A 22981-nucleotide genomic window follows, 5' to 3' on the forward strand; every position below is an offset into this window, starting at 1 on the left:
TTTCTATTAATAGATTTCAATCATATAAGGTATACGTGCTTGTATCCCAGATTGCGTTGTCACACGCTTAAGTTCTTTTAAGTACTTAGCATACTCGCCTAGCTCTTCATCGATAAGCATTCCTTTCACTTTCTCTTTAGAAACCGACCATATTTCAGACAATGGATCCTTCGCGCGTGGGTATTCTGTAACACGGTAATCCGTTAATTTAGCTTTTGCAGCAGCAGCTTTCACAGCCTCATCTAAGGTCGCCAAGCGGTCTACCAGCTTCAATTCAACAGCCTGCGCGCCTGTCCAAACTCTTCCCTGCCCGATGCTATCGACATTAGCCACAGTCATCTTTCTACCGTCCGCAACACGCTTCATAAAGACTTGGTAAACGCGATTTACACTTCCTTGAATAATGCTTTTTTCTTCTTCAGTCAACGGTCTGTCCATATCAACATCCATGTCCGCAAACTTACCCGTTTTCACCGCATCGAAATGAACACCTAGCTTCTCATTGAAGAGTTTCTGGAAGCTCGGAATAACTCCAAACACCCCAATGGAACCTGTTAATGTTGTTGGATCTGCGAAGATTGAGTCCGCAGCCGCAGAGATATAATAGCCTCCTGAAGCCGCATAATCTCCCATAGAGACAATCACCGGTTTAACTTTTTTAGTCAATTCAACTTCTCTCCAGATAACATCCGATGCTAATGCAGAACCTCCCGGAGAATTCATACGTAAAACAACCGCCTTAACCTTATCATCATTACGCAATTCGCGTAAATCTCTCGATAATTTATCACCACCAATCATTCCGGTAGAACCCTCACCGTCTACAATAGCACCATAGGCGTAAAGAACAGCAACTCGATCAGCAGTTCCTTTACCCGTAGAAGGCGTATTTTTGTAGTCCAATAAGGAGATCGTAGGTATATCTTTCTTGCTGTCGATACCTAGCTTTTCTCTAATTTTTGCTAATATTTCATCCTTATATAAAAGGCTATCTACAAACTTTAGTTTAACAGCATCCTCAGGGTATTTTATAGCATAGTTATCGGCAATTCCTCTTATGCTGTCCGCATTCAGCTTTCTGCCAGTTGCGATATCATTTACAAATGTATTATAGATACTTCCTAAATATGAATTTACCTGCTCACGATTAGCCTCACTCATGCTGTTCATTATATAAGGCTCAACGGCACTTTTATAAGTCCCTACTTTAAGAACCTGCATATCCACCCCTACCTTATCTAAGGCGTCTTTAAAAAACATCACGGAACTCGCTAGCCCTCTAAAGTCTAATCCGCCTTCGGGATGTAAGTATACTTGATCAGCAACAGAGCTTAGATAGTAGGCTTTTTGAGTAAAGCTTTCGCTGTATGCAACGACAAACTTCCCTGACGCTTTAAAGTCCTGAATAGCATCGCGGATTGCTTTCATGGTTGCAAAACCGGTATTCACACCCTTTACATTCAGATAAATTCCTTTGATATTGGAATCCTCCTTTGCTGCCTGAATTCGAGAAAGGATATCATTTAACCCTATACTGCGCATGCTGCTATAGCCTGGCATATCAAGACCCTCAAATGGATTGGGTTCTGTTTTTTCAGTTATCGTGTGATCTAATGTAACAAGCAATACTGCATTGCTCGGTGTAACGGTTTCCGATGTCGGAGACACCGAACTCACCATATATGTAACAATACCAATCAGGATAAAAAACATGAGAATACTACTGATAATAATACCCGTAATGGTCGCTAATACGTACTTAAAGAAAGACTTCATAGAATTGTATGTGATTTTAATTCTAGTAAAAATAAGGTATTATTCGAATTATCTTAAACTATTCTTATATTAATCGGATGAATATAGTTTACCTATTAACTGGAGCAAACATTGGGAATCCAAGACAACAGTTGAATGATGCGAAGATTGAAATTGCAGAGCGCGTCGGGAAGATTATAAAGGAATCTTCTATCTATGAATCCGAAGCTTGGGGAGTTGAAGATCAACCGATATTCCTAAATCAAGTGTTGGAAGTTATTACCACACATTCTGCCTCAAAAGTATTGCAAACAATCCAGCAGATTGAATTGGTATTGGGAAGAATAAGAACACAGCGCTGGGGCTCTAGAACGATAGATATCGATATTCTATACTATAATACTGACATTATACACGAACCTGATTTACAGGTTCCTCATCCCTATATACAGGAACGTAATTTTACACTAATTCCCCTTACTGAAATTGCCCCCAATTTCGAACACCCTATTTTCAAGAAAACAAATCAACAACTATTAATGGATTCCAAAGATCCGCTGAATGTAAATATTGCCAAACATGAGTGATTTTAAAATTATTAACCCAGACGTACTAAAAAGTAGTATGATGAATAATATGGAGATGGTCAAGCAGTTGGTCGCTCTATTTTTAACCCAAGGAAAGGTCGATTTCGAGACCTTGGAGAATGCAGTCAATGAAAAAAATTACCTGGAAATAGCGTCGAAAGCACATCATATCAAACCTACCATGGAATATATAGGTGCCTCGAACTTGAGAATACAGTTTCAGGATCTAGAACAAAAAGCAAGAAACAAAGCATCAATTGAAGAAATTGAGGAAGCTTTTGCCATTCTGACAAGAGATTTTAATACAGCGATGCTTGAACTTGAAACTTATTCTACCTCTTTAGCTGAAGCATAATTCCGCTCGGAAGCAAAATGCAAATAAGAGAATAGAATATATAGGATCAATACCATTGGGAGTGCCAAGAATTTAAATATTACAATTAGCACAAGGCTAAGCAACAAGAAAAGATATTTAAACTTATTGGCGCTCCATGCTAAGGAACTCAGCTTCATGGAGAAAAGCTTGATCTCCGAAACCAGTAAGAAACTACACACGGCTACAATACCTAGAAGCAGAACAACATTGTGTAACAACGGATAGTCTTGTGCAATAAAAGGTAAGGAGATTATAAAAAAGGTATTCATTGGCGTATTCACACCAATAAAATCCGTAGTCTGTCTTGTGTCAATATTGAATTTCGCTAAGCGCAAGGCGGAGAAAATCGTCATAACGTATCCTAAATAAGGAAGATATTGTGAGTCTGTACTTTCTTTCAGCATCATAAACATGATGGTCCCTGGCAGAAATCCAAAGCTAATCACATCAGCTAAAGAGTCTAGCTCTTTTCCAATTAATGACTTCACATGCAATGCTCTTGCAGACATCCCGTCAAAGAAATCAAATATCCCGGAAGCTAACACACAGTAAAATGCAAAAAGGTAATTGCCTTGCAGCGCCATCACAACACCAATACAACCACTGAACAAATTAAGGGAGGTAATACTATTTGGAATATATTTCTTCATAAATAAAAAAAGCCATCTTTGAATAAAAGATGGCTTAAAAGTATCAATTTAAAATGGCTTTTTAGCCATTCATGCTAATTAAAAATTCTTGATTAGACTTCGTTCCACGCATTTGAGTCAATAAGAATTCCATTGCTTCTTGAGAATTCATGTCGGCTAAATGGTTTCTTAACACCCATAGACGTTGTAACTCTTCGCGGTCTACTAATAGATCGTCGCGACGAGTACTTGAAGCCGTAAGGTCGATTGCCGGGAAGATACGCTTGTTTGAAAGCTTGCGATCCAACTGCAATTCCATGTTACCTGTACCTTTAAATTCTTCAAAGATAACCTCGTCCATTTTAGAACCAGTCTCTGTTAATGCTGTTGCAAGAATAGTTAATGAACCACCATTCTCGATATTACGAGCAGCACCAAAGAAACGCTTAGGTTTATGCAATGCATTCGCATCCACACCACCTGAAAGGATCTTACCTGATGCAGGAGCAACCGTATTGTAAGCACGCGCAAGACGTGTGATAGAATCTAATAGAATAACAACATCATGGCCACACTCAACCATTCGTTTTGCTTTTTCTAACACGATGTTAGCAATCTTAACGTGACGATCTGCAGGCTCATCGAAAGTCGATGATACAACTTCCGCACGCACTGATCTTGCCATATCTGTAACCTCTTCCGGACGCTCATCAATCAATAAGATGATCAAATAAACCTCAGGGTGATTCTTCGCGATAGCATTTGCAACCTCTTTCAACAAGTTTGTTTTACCTGTTTTAGGCTGCGCTACGATAAGTCCACGCTGGCCTTTACCGATAGGCGTAAATAAATCCATGATACGCGTTGAGTAATTTCCAGGACCTAAGTCTAGGTTCAATTTCTCGTCCGGGAACAATGGAGTTAGATAATCAAAAGGAACGCGGTCTCTTACTTCCGCAGGATCTTGACCGTTGATCGCTTCAACGCGAACCAATGGAAAGTATTTCTCTCCTTCTTTCGGAGGACGAATACATCCGCGAACATTATCACCAGTCTTTAAACCAAATAATTTGATCTGCGACTGTGAAACGTAAATATCATCTGGAGAAGTTAAATAGTTGTAATCTGATGATCTCAAGAAACCATATCCATCAGCCATGATCTCTAACACGCCTTCATTGACAATAACATTATCGAAATCAGCCGAAGAAGATTTAGCTGGCGCAGGCTCCGCTGGAGCAGCTGGTTTTGGAGCTTCAGCAACTTCTACTTCCGTAGCAACTGCCTGTTCTACTCTTGGTGTTTCTTCTGTGGAAGATGGCTTTCTTGTAACAGCGATTGGCTCTGCCGATTTCACTGTACGAACGCGCTTGCGAGGACGATCTCCTGAAGCATGGTCTGCTGAATCAGAATCTGCTGCGGGAGCAGTACTATCTTGTTGCGCCTCATCGGCTATAACAGTAATACGATCGATTAGCTCTTGCTTTCTTAGTTTTTCAGCATCCACAATACCTAAAACCTTAGCAATCTCGCGTAATTCAGACACGAGCTTCGTATTCAATTCATTAATATCCATTAATTTATTTTATGATTTATTTAAGGATTTTACTTTTTGATATTTTTCTTTCAGTTCCACATCTGTGTGATGTCCTCAAGGCTCAGGCAAATCCATCTAGATTTTTCGATATCCTTCTGAAAGATAATTTTAAGAACTGCACAAAGAAAAAAAGAAGTAATGTAAATTCAAAAGAAAAATAGTAATTTTTTTTCACTTATTCCTCACGGATTAACAAATATGCCTAATAAATTGTTTTAGCGAAGCATATCAACTTTAAATAAATCAAAAAAAGTTCTTTATTTGTAAGATTATTATGGCAAAATAGATCTAAACTATATGAGCAATCACCCAACAAACACAGAAACTAAAACAAACTACCCCGCACTCTATACCCTCATTGTGGTATTCTTTTTTTGGGGATTTATCGCAGCTGGAAATAGCGTATTTATCCCGTTTTGTAAAAACTACTTTCACCTAGATCAATTTCAATCCCAGTTAATTGACTTTGCTTTCTATTCCGCGTATTACATTGGCGCCCTACTTCTCTTCATTTTCGGAACACTATCAGGGAAAGACCTAGTAGGTAAATGGGGATACAAAAAAAGTATTGTCTATGGTTTACTTTTTTCCGCACTAGGTGCTGCATCGATGATCGTAGCGGTCGAGGTTAACCTATATGTAGGAATGCTTATCGGACTATTTATTGTGGCACTAGGGTTCTCCTTGCAGCAGACTGCCGCAAACCCGTTTGCTGTCATCCTCGGCGATCCTAAAACAGGAGCCTCCCGTGTAAACCTTGGTGGAGCGGTAAACTCCTTAGGTACTACGATTGGCCCATTAATTATCGGATACGCCCTGTTTGGCACATTCGAAACGGTTTCCGACTCAGAGATTGCGAGCCTTCCACTCAACAAAGTCGTTTACTTATATATTGGTGTAGGACTCTTATTCATCCTTGCGGCAGCTTTATTCAACTTCTCGAAGAAGGTGCCTGCTGGTTATAACCTTGAACAAATGGAGTCTGCGAATAAAGCGCGTACGACTTTAATCATTATCACTGTACTATTATTATGTGCATTTGTTCCAGTGTTTACAAGTTATAAATCAGATGCTGCTTTGGAAGTCGCTGCTTTGCAGGAACAAATACAAGCAAGCAATGATGCCGGCTTAATTGCGAAGGCAAAAGAGCTTACGCACGGGCTGGAAATCAGCCGTATGTTCTGGTTATTAGGTGCTTTAGTTGTTGTTGTTGGAGGACTTTTGTTCGCTTATACAAGAGCACAGAAAAACCCAATTGGATGGGGAGCAATGAAATATCCGCAGTTGGTATTAGGTATGCTAGCCCTATTTGTATATGTAGGAATTGAAGTTGCAATCGGGAGTAACCTCGGAGAATTATTGACATTGGAAGAATTCGGCAATCTACAGTCCTCTCAAATCACCCCTTATGTATCCATGTATTGGGGAGGTATGATGATCGGTAGATGGGCTGGCGCCATTGCTGCATTTAACTTTACCAGCTCCAAAAAGCAATTATTAACTATTATCGTCCCTATCATTGCATTTTCGATCATCATCGGCGTAAATACACTTGCAGGCTTCGATATGTCGGTTTTATATTACTACATCATCTGTGTAGCGGTGCAAATCATTGCCTTCTTTATCTCTAAAGATAAACCCGTACGCACGCTAGTAATCTTTGGCACGTTCGGTCTGGTTGCTATGATCGTCGGCTTAATGACCTCCGGTACTGTCGCAATCTACTCATTCTTAGCAGGTGGCTTAGCTTGTTCCATCATGTGGGGATCTATTTTCAGTTTATCGATTGTCGGATTAGGAAAATACACCGAGCAGGGATCTGCCTTCTTAGTAATGATGATTTTAGGTGGTGGTATTATCCCTCCTATCCAAGGAAAGCTTTCTGATATCATCGGCATTCACAACTCATACATCGTACCGGTTATCGGATTTATATACATTATTTTATTTGCCTTTTTAGTGAGAGGATTCTTGACAAAACAGGGAATCAATATCGACGATGTGGAGTCTGAAGGCACACACTAAGAGCAACTAATTGTATAAAATACACTAAGTATTTTAAATTTATTACAAAGTATAAAAACCTCACAATCAAAATATTGTGAGGTTTTTTCTTTAAAACTGAGTTTCGTTTACGGGGAATTGCTTGATTATATCAAATAAAAATTCTTATTTTTAGTGATAAATCCATTAATTTCGGATTTTAAGCAGTCAAAATACCATTGTAAAACAAACAAACAAGTTACTTTAAATTAAATTAAAAAATAATGATCATAATTGCAGATGGAGGATCTACAAAGACAAACTGGTGTTTGTTAGATGATTCAAATAAAAAAATCTATTTCAACACCGAAGGTTATAACCCATACTTTGTAGATAGTGATTACATTGTTGCATCCCTTAAGAAAGGATTACCTCATGATATTCCTTTTGAGAAAATCGCTGAGGTAAATTATTACGGCGCAGGGGTTCACAACGAAGAGAAAGCGAAGATTGTAGAGGAAGCTATCCAAGCGGTGTTCCCAAATGCAAAAGTCGAAGTTGGTCATGACTTATTAGCTGCTGCTCGCGCGTTATTAGGTAACGAAGCAGGATTCGCAGCCATCCTCGGAACAGGTACAAATACATGTATCTATGACGGAAAAGATATCACTCATAACATTGATTCTGCTGCTTATATCTTAGGTGATGAAGGTAGTGGTAGCTATATCGGTAAAAAACTATTAACAGACTTCATCCGCGGATTAATGCCTAAAGATGTAGCTGATGTTTTCTACGAAACATACAAACTTACGCCGGATGAAATCATGGATAATGTTTACACAAAACCGTTAGCAAACCGTTTCTGCGCAAGTTTCAGTAAATTTGTTTACGACAATAACGTAAATATCCAATATACACGCAAGATTGTTGACGATGCATTCGAAGCATTCTTTAACAACCTAGTAAGCAAGTACCCGGATTACCAATCTTACACGTTCAACTGTATCGGTTCTGTGGGATACAACTTCAGAAATGTATTGGAAGAAAAAGCGAACCAATATGGTATGCAAGTAGGTAAAATCCTTCGTTCACCTATTGATGATTTAGTTCAATTCCATATCAATAGATCGAAGACTACTGCAAACTAGTGGTTAGTATTTAGTAGTGAGTATTTAGTAGTGAGTATTTAGTATTTAGACCTATGGCGTCTAGGTATTTTGAAGATAAAAGAGAGGGTCTGTATTTTGATACAGACCCTCTCTTTTATAATTTGACGAAACTACTAACTTATAAAATCATTTTAGAATGTTATAGTTTCTCCTATTTTCGGTAATCGAAGTTCTAAACCGGCCGCATCAAATATCGATTTTGTGGCTTCTTTATCGATTGTAATCGGAGGAAAAGAATCGTAATGAATACCAACAATATGCTTACATTTTATAAAATCCGCAGCAATTACCGCATCCTCCGCATCCATGGTATAATGACCACCGATTGGTAACAGCGCTAAGTCAATATTAAAACGCTCTAACAGCTTCATCTCCATTGTTAATGCCGTATCTCCGGCAAAATAAATAGTCTTCCCATCAACGAAAAACACATATCCAACCGGAAAGCCACCATATTCTCCATCTGGCGTGCTGTTCGTATGTACAGCATATACCATCTTCACCTTTCCGAAAGGCAGTTTCAGTGTACCACCAATATTATACTCGATTACTTTATCATCCGCTACGCCCTGTTTTCTCACCCAAGCCGCCGTTTCTACGATAGCACATACGGTCGCATCGCTTTGCTTTTGTATGGTCGCCATATCAGCAACATGATCTTGATGACCATGCGATAGGAAAATATAATCCGCCCTGATATCGGCAACATTGATGGACGAAGCCAAGGGGTTATAAGTAATAAAAGGATCTACTAAGACCTTAGTGCCGTTGAAATCAAATTCAACGCAGGATTGTCCGTAATAGGTAAGTTTCATCATCTCTCTTTTATTTATTTCCAAATAGGTTTCCTAATCCGCCTAAGCCGCTCAGCATATCTTGAGATGCAGCCGCCATCTCTGCCTGACTGATACTCTCTGCTTGCGTTATAGCCTTATTTAGAGCAACAATTAACAGCTCCTCCAGCTCTTCCTTGTCAGCGTCTTTCAGGAACTCAGGATCGATATTGATCTCCTTAATTTCCTTATTAGCCGATGCTATCACTCGAATCTTACCGCCCTCCGCTTCTCCGGATACCGATACATGATCCAATCTATCTTTAATCTCCTGTGCCTTCTGTTGTGCTTGAAATAATTTATCGAACATCTCCTTAAATATTGTTTATAAGCCCAATAATACAAAATATTAGCCAATTCTCCGTCAGCAATTAGGTTCTTTTCCTTAGCTTAAGTACCTTTGTGAATTAACATAGCGTACCGATGAACGAATTAACATACTATACCGAGATTTCGGAAGATTTACAAAAAAACAATCCTACAGCATACGAAGAACTGGACGAAGAAATACATATCATCATCCATAAACTAAAGTTCATCCCTCTGGAAAGTCGACCGATCGTTCAAGTAATAAGCAATGATGAATCAATACAGCAAGATTATCTGCAAGAGCTGTTAAAGGTTGCTGGAGCACAGCCAATAGCATCCGCAGTTCCATTAGAAGATGTAGAAATCCTAATCTTTATCGACGAAACAAACAATTACCTCAGCACGCTCCCCGTGGAACTTCAAACATTATACGCGGAAAGCAAAGCCGTAAAAAACAATCAAATCTACATCATCCAAAAATCAGCATTCGCAAAAGATAAAGCTGCCTATATCCAGGATATCGAAGTATTAGCAGAAATCGTACAATCGAAATACTTTGTGTTTGGACATGAAGGCGAAGAATGGATCAAATTTGATATTAGATATTAGATGTTAGATTTTAGACATTAGAAATAGAGGGCGCCTACTCGAGGGCACTGAAAAAGTCCCCTTAGAAAAAAAGGTTAAAAAAGGGAGTCGAAAACTACAGTTTTCTGCTCCCTTTTTCGTATTTTAAGGTAGGCTTTAACGGACATCAGGATGCTCTCTACCCAACAAAAAATACAGTTCAGTTCCTATTCAGGATTGTACGATATTATCGTACCAAAAGATAATCTACTTCGAAAAATCAACGATCTTATCGATTTCAGTTTTATCTATGACGAGCTTTTGGCTAAGTATTGCCAGACGAATGGCCGTACAGCGGAGAGCCCTATCAAGATGTTCAAATACCTTCTGTTAAAAACGATCTACACCGTTTCGGATGTAGATGTCGTTGAACGTTCCAGATATGATATGTCCTTCAAATATTTTCTTGAAATGGCACCAGAGGAGGATGTGATCAATTCAAGTTCGCTTACCAAATTCCGCAAACTACGATTAAAAGATATGGATCTGTTGAACCTGTTGATCAATAGGACCGTAACGATTGCTCTTGAAAAAGGCATTATAAAATCAAAGTCTATTATCGTAGACGCGACCCATACCGTTTCCAGATCGAATCCGCACACAGCATTGGCAGTACTCAGGGAACGCTCCAAACTATTAAGAAAAGCGATATATCAGATTGATGGGGAATACAAGAGGAATCTACCACAAAAGAATGAATCCAACGACCTGGATCAAGAGCTTGCTTATTGCAGGGAATTACAGAGGGTCCTTGATGAAGATCAATCTATCAGTGAAATACCGGCTGTGAAAGAAAAGCTGAATCTGTTGAAGGAAACCATTGAAGACACAAAAGAATACTATCTGCTCTCTAAGGATGATGAGGCCAGACTTGGACACAAGTCAGTGGACAGCAGTTTCTTTGGCTATAAAACACATCTGGCGATGACTGAGGAACGCATCATTACAGCAGCGGTCGTTACTACAGGCGAAAAAGGTGATGGCCCTGAACTACCTAGGTTATTAGAGATCAGCCAGCAGAATGGAATGCAAGTGGATACAATAATAGGTGATGCCGCGTATTCGGGAAAAGAAAATCTTCAGGTGGCAAAAGAACAAAACATTGATATCATCGCTAAATTAAATCCATCCATTACCCAAGGCTTTAGGAAAGATAAAGACAAGTTTGACTATAATAAAGATGCGGATATGTTTGTTTGTCCCGCAGGACATTTGGCCATCCGCAAGGCGCGTCAGGGAAAGAAGGAACAAGGTACAAATCAAACGGAGACCTATTACTTTGATGTGGAGAAATGTAAGGTCTGTCCTCTTAGGGAAGGATGTTACAAGCAAGGGGCCAGAACCAAATCCTATTCAGTCTCCATAAAATCCGAACTCCATAGGGAGCAGATGGCTTTCCAGCAAACCGATTATTATCGAAGCAAGTCTAAGCAAAGGTATAAGATCGAGGCCAAGAACAGTGAGCTCAAGAATGTCCATGGCTATGGCAGAGCTGATGCTTATGGAATCCATAATATGGAAATGCAGGGCGCAATGGCCATCTTCACCGTAAACCTGAAAAGAATCCTGAAATTGATATAAAAAGGTGAGATATTGCCTCAAAAAAGCCTAGATGGGATGCTAAAAACTCAAATAGCAAGTCCTAGTCGCTTACACCTTCAATAAGCTCATAAAAAACAAACTTCCAGAAACCCTTTGAACAAAAATGACCGAGTAGGGGAAAACCTATACTCAGTCATTTCTTTAAGTCTCATTAGAAAGTTGAGGCTTTTTCAGTGCCCTCGCCTACTCGGCGCCTTTTTTATTGTTTGTTTTGAACCAGGAAAGGAAGGATAAAAAGATATGCAGGATCCTGTCAATCCTCGCATCCTTCCTTTCCTGGTTCAGAAAAAAGCATCCTGTCAATCCTTACATCCTTCCTTTCCTAGTTCAGAAAAAAGCATCCTGTCAATCCTTGCACCCTTCCTTTCTTGGTTCAAAACAACAAAAAAGGCGCCGAGTAGGCGCCCTATATTTCTAATGTCTAATGTCTAAAATCTAAAATCTAACTAACATATTTCTTCCTCAACACTACATAAAGCTTATCCACCGTCTGTGGTTTTGAAGCCCAATTATTCTTCAGCGCATAGTTCGATTGCAGGAATGCGTCGGCTTCAGCGAAATTATCAAAGCGGTTTAACAGCTCAATTGCTTCGCTATATGCTAGGCTATAGCCATTAAATAAATCTTTAATAAACAACAGCTTATCATTTAGGCTCACACCTGTTTTTAGATCAACAATGGTATCGGACGACTTGCTTGTTGATGTTTGAAACTGATTAACATTCGTTAGGCCAGCTTGCTTCTGTTGCTGAATCAACTCATTCAACGTCATGCGACGACTAGGAGTTTGTTCGGCTTGCTTCGCTAAATCGTTCAGACTCGCTTCTTTCGGCTCTTCCTTAATTTCAACATGCTTCTCTTCGATCACCACTTCATTGACTACAGGCTCATTGCTAACCTCTTCCTTCTTTTCTTCAACTGGCGCTTGTGTTTTAAAGCTATTCGTAGGGCGCTCTACGGAAGTATAGTTTGAAGAGGCAGTATGTGTATAGGCAGGTGCGGCAGGTTCTTCTGGTCGTTCTTCCACAGCTTTTACCTCCTCCTCTTGCTCTTCTTCCTCCACAGTGTCTTCAATATTCTCAACAACCGCAGCTTCCTCTTGATCCGTTTCATTATCTGTCACACTATCATCGATATGGCCGAAACCTTCAAACTTAATACCTTCAGTTTTCTGTTCTGGGGATTGTTCCTCCTCTTCTACTTCTTCGGGAGCTTCTGCAACAACTTCTGTTTCCTCAATGACATCTTCGGATTTTACCTCTTGGATTTCTTCAATCACCGGCTGACTGTCCGCCTCATGCTCGTCAAAAGTCGGCGCAGGTGTGAATGTATTTTCCTCTTCTGCAACAGTATTCTCTGTCCCCGGCAATTCAGGTACTGCTGCAACAATCGCTGGAGCAGATAGTTGATTAAGTGCATCCAAATTAGCAGCCAAAAACTTCGCTTGAGCCGCCATTAGCTGTACTTGTACCGAGTCTTGTGTTAGTTTTGCTTTGTCCAAGCTTGCATACTGTTCGTTAATTTCTACGAGTAGATCACCAATTTTGTTGTAAATATCTTGTTGTGAATAGGCCATATTGTTCTATATCTTTGTTCTATAAAATGGAAGTCTTTCCTAAGTAAGTGTATTAAAATTAAAACCACTGATTCATACAGGTTTCAGCGATTAATTGATAATCCTTAAACCAAAAATAAGATTAAATTTCGATATTCGCATCCATTGGGGCTTAAGAATTTGTCTACAACTATAAACTATTTAAAAGCCTTTTTAGTATTAAATCCATTCAAAAATGATGTTGTTTTCAGAACATAATTTCCATGAAAGACAGGAACGCGTTGGTAGCATAGAGGTAATCTGTGGTTCTATGTTTTCCGGGAAAACGGAGGAATTGATCCGGAGGCTGAAAAGAGCAAAGTTCGCTAAATTGCCGGTAGAGATTTTCAAACCGGAAATCGATGTCCGCTACGGAGATAAGGAAGTAGTATCGCATGATAGCAATGCAATCCCTTCGACACCGGTTTCTCATTCATCCGCTATCTTATTGTTAAGCTCGGATACCAAAGTCGTGGGAATTGATGAGGCCCAGTTCTTTGACGACGAACTGCCGGAGGTATGCAATACCCTAGCCAATCGTGGTATCAGAGTTATTGTTGCTGGATTAGACATGGACTTTAAGGGACGACCTTTTGGTCCCATCCCCAACCTTATGGCCATGGCTGAGCACGTAAGTAAAGTACACGCCGTATGTGTACAATGTGGATCGCCTGCGACCTATTCTTATCGATTTGCTGAAAACGAATCACGCGTCCTTCTAGGAGAAAAAGAAAGCTACGAGCCACGCTGTCGTGCTTGCTATTTCAGAGAAAATAAAAACGACGAACAGTCATAAAGCCATCTGCCTAAAACAAACTTTCATGTTTCCCTAGACAACATTAGGAATTAACGTTCTTGACGGCCTTTGGAGGCAAACATTATTAGGAAAACAATAAAAAGATACCCTATAAAAGAAAAGGGGAAGCTGTAGTAGCTTCCCCTTTTCTTTTATATTTTTTATTTAGATCTTCGACACGATCGACTCATCTAAAGGAGTTACTTTTGAACGATATCTATTGGTCAACCTTCCATCTTTATTGATCAAAAACTTCTCAAAGTTCCATTTGATATCGCCTGTAAAGTCTTCGTTCTGAGCACTTGTCAAATATTTAAACAGCGGATGTGCCTTCTCGCCCTTAACATCAACCTTCTCAGAAATCAAAAAGGTGACGCCATAGTTCTGCTCACAGAACTCTTGGATCTTTTCATTAACATCAAATTCCTGACCACCGAAGTTGTCTGAAGGAAAACCAATCACAACCAGTTTATCGCCATACTGCTTGTGCAGTTCCTGCAATTCCTTGTATTGCTTAGTAAAACCACATTTCGAAGCCGTATTCACAATCAGTAGCTCTTTTCCTTTAAAATCCGCTAAAGACACTTTCTTTCCATCAATGGTATTGAAGGAATAATCATATACACTCGGCTGTTGAAATAACATGGTGTACAACAAAATCATTTTTACTAGCATGACGTTTTAATTAAATTCAACATTCAATTCTCTATTGACAATGAAATGGAATATTTCCTCAATAGGGTTCTTTAATATCTTTCCTATGCGTACTCCATGCAAATTACATACCTCTCTGAGGTGAAGATCGAAATGATAAGCAATTCCCCCAACAAAATGACATTCATATTCCCAAAACTCAGGGTAAGTCATCACATTCGTACGGACAAACTCATCAAAACCATTGCGAAGCAAGTTGTCAATATAAGGATGTGTCCTATTTGCAGCCATAAATTCAGCGAAAGAAGCTAAATAGGCATTCGGACGATCCCGTTGATAAACATTTTTAATGATAATATCTTTTGTAATCGGATGTGCCTCTTTGAAAATGCGCATCAAATCTCGGGGCATCTGCTCATACAGGTATGCTGTAATCAACTGCTTACCAAACCAAGCACCTGACCCCTCATCCCCCAGCACATATCCAATCCCATGTACCCCTTGCTCCAACGTATCGCCATTGTAGAAACTGATATCCGAGCCGGTCCCTATATTACAGATCAAGCCTTGATTATTACCGAAAGTCGCGTAGGCAGAACCCACCAAATCACTTTCCACAGATATAAAAGAATTAGGAAAAATCTCCGTTAATGCATTGGAAACCAACTCTCGGCGATCCGGTGTTGTACAACCGGCGCCAAAAAAGTAAACCTCATTGATTTCTTTGATATAGGGAATAATTTCTTGGACCTGACCAAGAACGGACGCAATCTCCTTCTCGTTTACAAAAAATGGATTTAGGCCTTTGGTACGAAATTGTAAGGGTTTACTATCGGGAAGATGCAACATCCAATCTGATCGTGATGAACCACTATCTGCAACTAAAATCATATATTACGTAATTTCATCTCTTCCAAATATACAAATTTCGAATAATCAACGAAAATTGACCCTCCTAATCCCAACAAATCATTCATCTTTCCATTGAACAACAAACAAGGATAGAAGTTTTTTGTTGCCCTAAACAATTTCAGAAAAAGATCCCTTCCCTACCTTGTAATATTCTCGTGAAACAAGCGATTCTGATGGCCAACACTTTTCTATTCCGCCCAATTAGCTATATTTAGTTTTAAATAACAAAAAACCTCTAATTATGAAACATCTGAAAGCTTCCCTATGGCTTTTACTTCTGCTTGTTGGGATGTCGGTGCAATCTCGCGCACAACAGATCAGCTCGCCTAAAACACATTTCGGCTTCGAAATCGGCGATGATTATCAACTTGCAAACTTTGAACAGACGGAAAAATATTTTAAGAAACTGAGTGAGCAGTCAGACCGTGTTATCTACCAGCCAATCGGTAAAACGGAAGAAGGACGCGAACAATGTATGCTCATTATCAGTTCTCCTGAAAACCTAAAAGACTTAGAAAAGTACAAGCAAATATCATCACAGCTCGCTCGCGCAGAGATTACGGAGCAGGAAGCCCGCAACTTATCCAAAGAAGGAAAGAGTGTGGTATGGATCGACGGTGGTCTGCACTCCACCGAAGTGGTGGGTATGCACCAACTTATACAAACGGCCTACCTCTTAGCTTCAGCGACCGACGCCGAGACAGAACATATCCTGCAGAACAGCATCATCCTGCTGGTTCATGCAAACCCAGACGGACAAGACCTTGTTTCCAATTGGTATATGCGCGAAAAGGAAGCAACAAAAAGATCGACAAGCTTAGTGCCGGTTCTATATCAGAAATACGCGGGACACGATAATAACCGCGATTTCTTTATGTTGAACCTAAAGGAAAGTCAAAATATGGCTCGCCAACTCTTCGTTGAGTGGGTTCCTCAGATAATGTACAACCATCACCAAACAGCACCTGCAGGTGCCGTAGTTGCCGGTGCCCCTTATCGCGATCCGTTCAATTATGTATTCGACCCACTTCTGATGTCGGGTATCGATGCCTTAGGTGCCGCTATGTCTTCCCGCCTAAATGCAGAAAACAAGCCTGGCTATACCGCCAAAGGTGGCTCGGTATTTTCCACTTGGTACAATGGTGGATTGAGAACAACGACCTATTTCCACAATATGATCGGTCTACTAACAGAAATCATCGGAAACCCGACGCCCTATGACATCCCATTGGTTCCATCGCGCTTGATTCCTTCAAGTAATACACAAAATCCAGTGCTGCCCCAACGTTGGCATTTCAGACAGTCCATCGACTACTCGATCTCCTTGAATTACGCCGTATTGGGTTATGCAGCGAGATACCGAGATGAGGTACTCTACAATATTTATCGCATGGGGCGCAACTCGATCGAAAAGGGCAACAAAGACACCTGGTCCCTATCGCCTAGCAAAGTCGCGATTGTTGAACAGGCCGTTCAGAATGCGCGGAAAGCAAATCCAAATGAACGCTTTCCGGACGCCAATTTGGTAAATAAGCTATACGAAGACAAAGCACTTCGCGATCCTAGAGCATACGTTATCCCGGCCAACCAAGCTGAATTTAATACTGCCGTTAAATTCTTAAATGCATTAATTGGCAACGGTATCGAAGTGATGAAAGCAACAGCCGACTTTACAGCTGCCGGCAAATCATACCCGGAAGGCTCTTATATCGTCAAAACCAATCAGGCCTTCCGTCCGCATATCCTTGATATGTTCGAACCACAGGATCACCCGGATGATTTTGAATATCCTGGAGGCCCTCCTATTCCACCCTATGATGCCGCAGGATGGACATTGGCCTATATTATGAACGTCAAGTTCGACCGCTTCCTCGATGATATCAGCGGACCTTTTCAAAAACTTCCAATCGGTGAGCAAATCATCTTAGAAAAGAATGCATCAGCGAAAAGCAAGTTCTTAAGCCTGCCAGCAGCAAACAACGATAGCTATCAAATTGTCAACTCGTTATTGAACAATAAACAAAAGGTTTGGCGAGATCAAGACAATGGAAATTTCTATATCGCAAATACAAACAATTTATCACTAAACATCCCGAGCACCGCAGTAAACGCGATCCCAAAAAGCGCCAAAGCCTTAAAAACTTTGCGTATCGCTTTATGGGACAGCTATGGCGGCAGTATGCCATCAGGATGGATCAGGTTCCTCATGGAACAATTCGATTATAACGCAACGGTAGTCTTCCCGCCGGATATCGATAAAGGTAATCTTAATGATAAATTCGACGTTATCATCTTACCGGGCGGTTCCATCCCACGCCTGCAAATCGGTGCCGGATTAGGCTATGGGCCAAACTTCAATAACGCCGCACCTGAAAATATCCCTTCGCCATACCGTGAAAGATGGGGCCGATTGACGGCTGAGAAATCCATACCTGTCCTGCGCGACTTTATGGAAAAAGGTGGAACAATCGTATCCATTGGCAACAGCTTTGATATCGCGAAACACTTCAATTTGGGAATAACAGATGCACTCGTCGATGCAGATAATAAACCACTCAGACGAGAGGATTTCTATACTCCAGGCTCCGTGCTCCAAGCAAAAGTTGCAACGAATCTCCCCGACACTTGGGGATACGACGAGGATATCGACGTTTACTACAGCAACTCAGCACTATTCAAAATCAACGACCAACAAATAAAACCGCTAATCTGGTTTGATAGCGACCAAGTCCTGAAGAGCGGTTGGTCATGGGGCGAAAAGTATCTAAAAGATGCCGTCCTAGCCTTCGACGCCAAAATCGGAAAAGGAAAACTCGTATGCTTCGGCAACGATATCACCTTCCGCGCACAAACCCACGGAACATTTAAGTTTTTGTTTAATCAATTGTATTAGATGTGAGATATTAGAGCGTTGTTGCCTATTTTACTGAATCTTATTTTAAAACAGGAAGGGATTTTTGTTTTGAACTATGAACGGAAGGAAAGGTTGTTTTGAACCTTTGGTTTAAACAGAGAGTAATTGATGAATAAATACTTAATAGAAGATATAAGGTATTACCTAACGGAAGCGTTAGGATGAATAAGGCAGGTTGAACATTATTTTGAAGTAGCTTTGGTTTAAACAGAGAGTAATTGATGAATAAATACTTAATAGCAGATATAAGGTATTACCTAACGGAAGCGTTAGGATGAATAAGGCAGGTTGAACATTATTTTGAAGTAGTCAATGAGGACTTTTCCTGGTATCTGTGCCTACCTTATTCATTGCCTAAGGCCAAACTAGAATAGTTTTATTATCAAAGGTACTTCAAAGGTACTAGGTAACGGGCAATTTTTCAATCATTTACATTAAAAAGTTTAGATCATGAAAAAAGATCGTATTACCTTAGGTGTCGACGTTTCAAAGAAGACATTGGACATCTGCCATTGGGGCACCCATGATTTCATTAAGATCGAGAACAACAGTTCGGGATTTAAGCAATTGGCAAAGTGGATGCGAGGGAAAGGTTTTGTATCAAGCCAGGTCTTCTTCATCATGGAATATACTGGTGGATATGAATATAGATTCCTGCAGTATTGCGAGTCAAAAGGTCTTTCGTATACACGCAAATCTGGTCTAGAGATCAAGAAGTCGATGGGCATGGTCCGTGGCAAGAGCGATAAGCAAGACTCCTTTAGGATTGCCCAGTATGGGGAAGAAAAGGCTTATATGCTCGAACCAAGCGGGAAATTGAACTCTGCAATATTTGATCTTAAGCAGCTAATCTCCTTTCGTAAACGTTTAGTGAGAGCGATGGCCGGTTACAAAGCGAGCAGCTCTGAGCGCAAGGCGATGTACGGGAAGGACGCCGGGAAGGTGATCCAGCAGGTCAGTAAAACAATGATAGATGTTTGTAAGAAAGAGATCTACAAAGTAGAACGAGAAATCTTACAGCTCATCGAAAGCGATGAATCGCTCAACAGGAACTATCAGATCCTCAAAAGCGTTAAAGGGATAGGCCCTATCAATGCCTGGATGACGATCGTTTATACGGAGAATTTCAAGGCCTTTACCGATCCCCGAAAATACGCTGTCTATGCCGGTGTGATACCATTTGAACACACTTCCGGGACCAGTATTCGCGGTCGAAAGCGAGTCTCGCATATGGCCAACAAGGCCATAAAGCAGGAGTTGAACCAAGCGGCAAAGATTGCCATTACCCATGACAAGACGCTCCGAGAATATGCGCAACGGAAGCTCACAACCAAAGCTTACCCGCTGGTCTTGAACAATGTGAAATTCAAGCTGATTTTGATCATGTTTTCCTTGATCGGACGACAAGAGATGTATCGGGAAGATTATCATTATGCAGCGTGATAGAAAAAATATTAAAGAAAATTTGCATATGTCAAAAACCTAGAATACCAGGAAAGGAAGGATTTGAGGATTGACAGGATCGGGTAGAAACTTATTTGCATTCTGCCAGATCTTGATAATCCTTGCATCCTTCCTTTCCTGGTTCAAGACAATACGAACCTTCGTTTACTCAAAACCCTTGTAAAGCCCTTTCATAACCCATTCACTCCCCTTTCATAACCGCTCCGAAAGGGCTATGATATGGGAGTGAATGAGGAGTGATTAAGCTATGAATAAAATGTCTCTGAACCAAGAAAGGAAGGATGCAAGGATTGGCAGGATTTGGTCTAATATCTAACATCTATTGTCTAATGTCTGTTTTGAACCAAGAAAGGAAGGATGCAAGGATGAACAGGATCAGGTCTAATATCTAACATCTATTGTCTAATGTCTGTTTTGAACCTTTGGTTTAAACAGAGAGTAATTGATGAATAAATACTTAATAGAAGATGTAAGGTATTACCTAACGGAAGCGTTAGGATGAATAAGGCAGGTTGAACATTATTTTGAAGTAGTCAACGAGGACTTTTCCTGGTATCTGTGCCTACCTTATTCATTGCCTAAGGCCAAACTAGAATAGTTTTATTATCAAAGGTACTTCAAAGGTACTAGGTAACGGGCAATTTTTCAATCATTTACATTAAAAAGTTTAGATCATGAAAAAAGATCGTATTACCTTAGGTGTCGACGTGTCTAAGAAGACATTGGACATCTGCCATTGGGGCACACATGATTTCATTAAGATCGAGAACAACAGTTCGGGATTTAAGCAATTGGCAAAGTGGATGCGAGGGAAAGGTTTTGTATCAAGCCAAGTCTTCTTTATCATGGAATATACTGGTGGATATGAATACAGATTCCTGCAGTATTGCGAGTCAAAAGGTCTTTCGTATACACGCAAATCTGGTCTAGAGATCAAGAAGTCGATGGGCATGGTCCGTGGCAAGAGCGATAAGCAAGACTCCTTTAGGATTGCCCAGTATGGGGAAGAAAAGGCTTATATGCTCGAACCAAGCGGTAAATTGAATTCTACAATATTTGATCTTAAGCAGCTGATCTCCTTTCGTAAACGTCTAGTGAGAGAGATGGCCGGTTACAAAGCGAGCAGCTCTGAGCGCAAGGCGATGTACGGGAAAGACGCAGGGAAGGCGATCCTGAAGGTCAGTAAAACAATGATAGATGTTTATAAGAAAGAGATCTACAGAGTAGAACGAGAAATCTTACAGCTCATCGAAAGCGATGAATCGCTCAACAGGAACTATCAGATCCTCAAAAGCGTCAAAGGGATAGGCCCGGTCAATGCCTGGATGACGATCGTTTATACGGAGAATTTCAAGGCTTTTACCGATCCCCGAAAATACGCTGTCTATGCCGGTGTGATACCATTTGAGCACACTTCCGGGACCAGTATTCGCGGTCGAAAGCGAGTCTCGCATATGGCCAACAAGGCCATCAAGCAGGAGTTGAACCAAGCGGCAAAGATTGCCATTACACATGACAAGACGCTCCGAGAATATACGCAACGGAAGCTCACAACCAAAGCTTACCCGTTGGTCTTGAACAATGTGAAATTCAAGCTGATTCTGATCATGTTTTCCTTGATCGGACGACAGGAGATGTATCGGGAAGATTATCATTATGCAGCGTGATAGAAAAAATATTAAAGAAAATTTGCATATGTCAAAAACCTAGAATACCAGGAAAGGAAGGATGCAAGGATTGGCAGGATCGGGTCTAATATCTAACATCTATTGTCCAATGTCTGTTTTGAACCAAGAAAGGAAAGATGCAAGGATGAACAGGATCAGCGGTCTCAGGTAATATTGGAGACGTTTAGTGAAACGTCTCTATGCATTGGCGTCCTATTTATTAGTGACGAATACATTGATCCTGCCATTCCTTAAATCCTTCCTTTCCTGGTTCAGACTAGATATTAGACAACAGACAACAGACATTAGACCCGATCCTGCCAATCCTTAAATCCTTCCTTTCATGGTTCAAAACAAACTCTCCTTCCTTTCCTTCATTTCAAAACAAACTTTTCTCAAAAAATAAACTACAAAAAGGGCGCCTACTGGGGCGCCCTACATTTCTAATATCTAAAATCTGATGTCTAATATCTAAACAATACTAACTACTACTCTCCCATTGCCGCTTCGATCAGCTCGCCGTAAAATGCGGTTTCTGTTCTTCCAGATGCGCGGACTTGTTGAGGGATAAAGGATTGTGCCGTTTGGCCTGGTACGGTATTGATTTCGATGAAGAAGAATTTATCCGTATTGTTTTCAATAAAGAAGTCGATACGAACCATTCCTTTACAATTTAGGCGGATATAGATTTCTTTGATTAATCGATCTGCGCGTTCTTTTTGTTCCGTATTTAAGTCGGCTGGTGTAATTTCCTCCGTTAAGCCTGGGGTATATTTAGCTTCGTAATCGAAGAATTCTCGTGTTGTTCTCACTTCGGTGGCCGGCAATACCTGCAGTTCACCTTTGGCATCGCGGTAGATTCCTTGGGAGAATTCCCTTCCGTTTACAAACTCTTCCACCAATACCTGGTAGCCTGTGTTTTCCGCGTCGTAAGCATTGTCGAGTGCCTGCTTCAGCGCGCTCCATTCGGAGACTTTGCTCATGCCGATGCTGCTGCCGCCGGCATTCGGTTTAACAAAAATGGGTAAGCTCAGTTTTTCTGTTACCATATCGACGGAAACTGGACGGTGCTCTTTGAACAACAACACGGACTTCGCGACATTGAGCTCTGGAATATCTTGTACTATTGCTTTAGTATAGCCTTTATTCATTGTTAAAGCCGATGTTAGAGCTGTACAAGATGTATATGGCAGGCCGATCATGTCGAAATATCCTTGCAAGCGGCCATCTTCTCCCGGTACACCGTGAATAATGATAAAGGCGACGTCGAACGTGACTTTATTGCCAGCAAGTTCCAGCGAAAAATCCTGTCGATCGATCTCATGTTTCGCCCCTTGCTCATCCTCATAAAACCAGCTATCTAAAGAGATAGTAATGGGATATACATCATATTTGTCCTTATCGATTTGACTATATACGAAGGCGGCACTTTTAAATGAAACCTCGGCTTCACCAGTATATCCACCTTTTACTAAAGCAACTTTTGTTTTCATAATATATTATCAAGAAGCAA

General features: G+C 40.6%; 19 protein-coding genes. 10 read left to right on the top strand and 9 right to left on the bottom strand.

Annotation, left to right across the window (positions count from 1 at the left end; all coding sequences use genetic code 11):
- Positions 1-6: 6 nt before the first annotated feature.
- Positions 7-1776: a signal peptide peptidase SppA gene (gene sppA / locus DSM08_RS14415; protein WP_149526812.1), complete on the bottom strand. Its 1770-nt coding sequence runs from the start codon at positions 1774-1776 to the stop codon at positions 7-9.
- A 77-nt stretch (positions 1777-1853) separates the two neighbouring features.
- Here sppA and folK point away from each other — a divergent pair, with 77 nt between their 5' ends.
- Together folK and DSM08_RS14425 are read left to right on the top strand one after the other, a co-directional pair.
- Positions 1854-2342: a 2-amino-4-hydroxy-6-hydroxymethyldihydropteridine diphosphokinase gene (gene folK / locus DSM08_RS14420; RefSeq protein ID WP_149526813.1), complete on the top strand. Its 489-nt coding sequence runs from the start codon at positions 1854-1856 to the stop codon at positions 2340-2342.
- Positions 2335-2697 carry an Hpt domain-containing protein gene (locus DSM08_RS14425; protein WP_149526814.1) on the top strand — a complete coding sequence of 121 codons (363 nt, stop codon included), beginning with the start codon at positions 2335-2337 and terminating at the stop codon, positions 2695-2697. The genes folK and DSM08_RS14425 overlap by 8 nt, the downstream gene beginning before the upstream one ends.
- Here DSM08_RS14425 and DSM08_RS14430 read toward each other — a convergent pair.
- Complete coding sequence (locus DSM08_RS14430) at positions 2670-3368, bottom strand: CDP-alcohol phosphatidyltransferase family protein (protein WP_149526815.1); 699 nt, start codon at positions 3366-3368, stop codon at positions 2670-2672. The two genes, DSM08_RS14425 and DSM08_RS14430, sit on opposite strands and share 28 nt — an antisense overlap.
- A gap of 61 nt (positions 3369-3429) precedes the next feature.
- Entirely contained in the window at positions 3430-4923 is a 1494-nt protein-coding gene (gene rho / locus DSM08_RS14435) for a transcription termination factor Rho (RefSeq protein WP_149526816.1), read from the bottom strand.
- A 318-nt stretch (positions 4924-5241) separates the two neighbouring features.
- On the opposite strand from rho, the gene DSM08_RS14440 reads away from it, so the two are divergent.
- Together DSM08_RS14440 and DSM08_RS14445 are read left to right on the top strand one after the other, a co-directional pair.
- Positions 5242-6969, top strand: coding sequence for an MFS transporter (locus DSM08_RS14440; RefSeq protein WP_149526817.1), 1728 nt, complete (start codon positions 5242-5244; stop codon positions 6967-6969).
- A gap of 242 nt (positions 6970-7211) precedes the next feature.
- Positions 7212-8075 (top strand): N-acetylglucosamine kinase, encoded by an 864-nt coding sequence (locus tag DSM08_RS14445; RefSeq protein ID WP_149526818.1) that lies wholly within the window; start codon positions 7212-7214, stop codon positions 8073-8075.
- A gap of 152 nt (positions 8076-8227) precedes the next feature.
- Here the strand turns inward: DSM08_RS14445 and DSM08_RS14450 are convergent, their stop codons facing one another.
- Both DSM08_RS14450 and DSM08_RS14455 read right to left on the bottom strand, forming a co-directional pair.
- Positions 8228-8914, bottom strand: a complete 687-nt coding sequence (locus DSM08_RS14450; RefSeq protein ID WP_317131782.1) for a metal-dependent hydrolase — start codon at positions 8912-8914, stop codon at positions 8228-8230.
- Between the two features lie 7 nt (positions 8915-8921).
- Positions 8922-9239, bottom strand: a complete 318-nt coding sequence (locus DSM08_RS14455) for a YbaB/EbfC family nucleoid-associated protein (protein ID WP_149526819.1) — start codon at positions 9237-9239, stop codon at positions 8922-8924.
- Positions 9240-9352: 113 nt separating this feature from the next.
- Between DSM08_RS14455 and DSM08_RS14460 the strand changes: the two genes are divergently transcribed.
- Together DSM08_RS14460 and DSM08_RS14465 are read left to right on the top strand one after the other, a co-directional pair.
- Positions 9353-9847, top strand: coding sequence for a hypothetical protein (locus tag DSM08_RS14460; RefSeq protein ID WP_149526820.1), 495 nt, complete (start codon positions 9353-9355; stop codon positions 9845-9847).
- Between the two features lie 150 nt (positions 9848-9997).
- A complete protein-coding gene (locus DSM08_RS14465; protein WP_149526622.1) occupies positions 9998-11446 on the top strand; it encodes an IS1182 family transposase in 1449 nt (482 codons plus the stop codon).
- A gap of 463 nt (positions 11447-11909) precedes the next feature.
- Here DSM08_RS14465 and DSM08_RS14470 read toward each other — a convergent pair whose 3' ends face one another.
- Positions 11910-13043, bottom strand: coding sequence for a hypothetical protein (locus DSM08_RS14470; RefSeq protein ID WP_149526821.1), 1134 nt, complete (start codon positions 13041-13043; stop codon positions 11910-11912).
- A gap of 217 nt (positions 13044-13260) precedes the next feature.
- Here DSM08_RS14470 and DSM08_RS14475 point away from each other — a divergent pair, with 217 nt between their 5' ends.
- On the top strand, positions 13261-13857 hold the full coding sequence (locus DSM08_RS14475; RefSeq protein ID WP_223110934.1) for a thymidine kinase: 597 nt from the start codon (positions 13261-13263) through the stop codon (positions 13855-13857).
- A gap of 165 nt (positions 13858-14022) precedes the next feature.
- Here the strand turns inward: DSM08_RS14475 and DSM08_RS14480 are convergent, their stop codons facing one another.
- Both DSM08_RS14480 and DSM08_RS14485 read right to left on the bottom strand, forming a co-directional pair.
- Positions 14023-14532: a glutathione peroxidase gene (locus tag DSM08_RS14480; RefSeq protein WP_149526823.1), complete on the bottom strand. Its 510-nt coding sequence runs from the start codon at positions 14530-14532 to the stop codon at positions 14023-14025.
- Positions 14533-14538: 6 nt separating this feature from the next.
- A complete protein-coding gene (locus tag DSM08_RS14485) occupies positions 14539-15402 on the bottom strand; it encodes an N-acetylglucosamine kinase (RefSeq protein ID WP_149526824.1) in 864 nt (287 codons plus the stop codon).
- Between the two features lie 262 nt (positions 15403-15664).
- Here DSM08_RS14485 and DSM08_RS14490 point away from each other — a divergent pair, with 262 nt between their 5' ends.
- The 3 genes from DSM08_RS14490 (at position 15665) to DSM08_RS14500 (ending at position 21468) form a co-directional block, all read left to right on the top strand.
- On the top strand, positions 15665-18316 hold the full coding sequence (locus DSM08_RS14490; protein ID WP_149526825.1) for a M14 family metallopeptidase: 2652 nt from the start codon (positions 15665-15667) through the stop codon (positions 18314-18316).
- Between the two features lie 471 nt (positions 18317-18787).
- Complete coding sequence (locus DSM08_RS14495) at positions 18788-19780, top strand: transposase (RefSeq protein WP_149526826.1); 993 nt, start codon at positions 18788-18790, stop codon at positions 19778-19780.
- A gap of 695 nt (positions 19781-20475) precedes the next feature.
- Entirely contained in the window at positions 20476-21468 is a 993-nt protein-coding gene (locus DSM08_RS14500; RefSeq protein WP_149526827.1) for a transposase, read from the top strand.
- A 488-nt stretch (positions 21469-21956) separates the two neighbouring features.
- On the opposite strand, the gene DSM08_RS14505 is transcribed toward DSM08_RS14500, so the two are convergent.
- Positions 21957-22961 carry a D-alanine--D-alanine ligase gene (locus tag DSM08_RS14505; protein WP_149526828.1) on the bottom strand — a complete coding sequence of 335 codons (1005 nt, stop codon included), beginning with the start codon at positions 22959-22961 and terminating at the stop codon, positions 21957-21959.
- Positions 22962-22981: the final 20 nt, after the last annotated feature.

The sequence above is a fragment of the Sphingobacterium hotanense genome (genome assembly GCF_008274825.1).
GTDB classification, from domain to species: domain Bacteria; phylum Bacteroidota; class Bacteroidia; order Sphingobacteriales; family Sphingobacteriaceae; genus Sphingobacterium; species Sphingobacterium hotanense.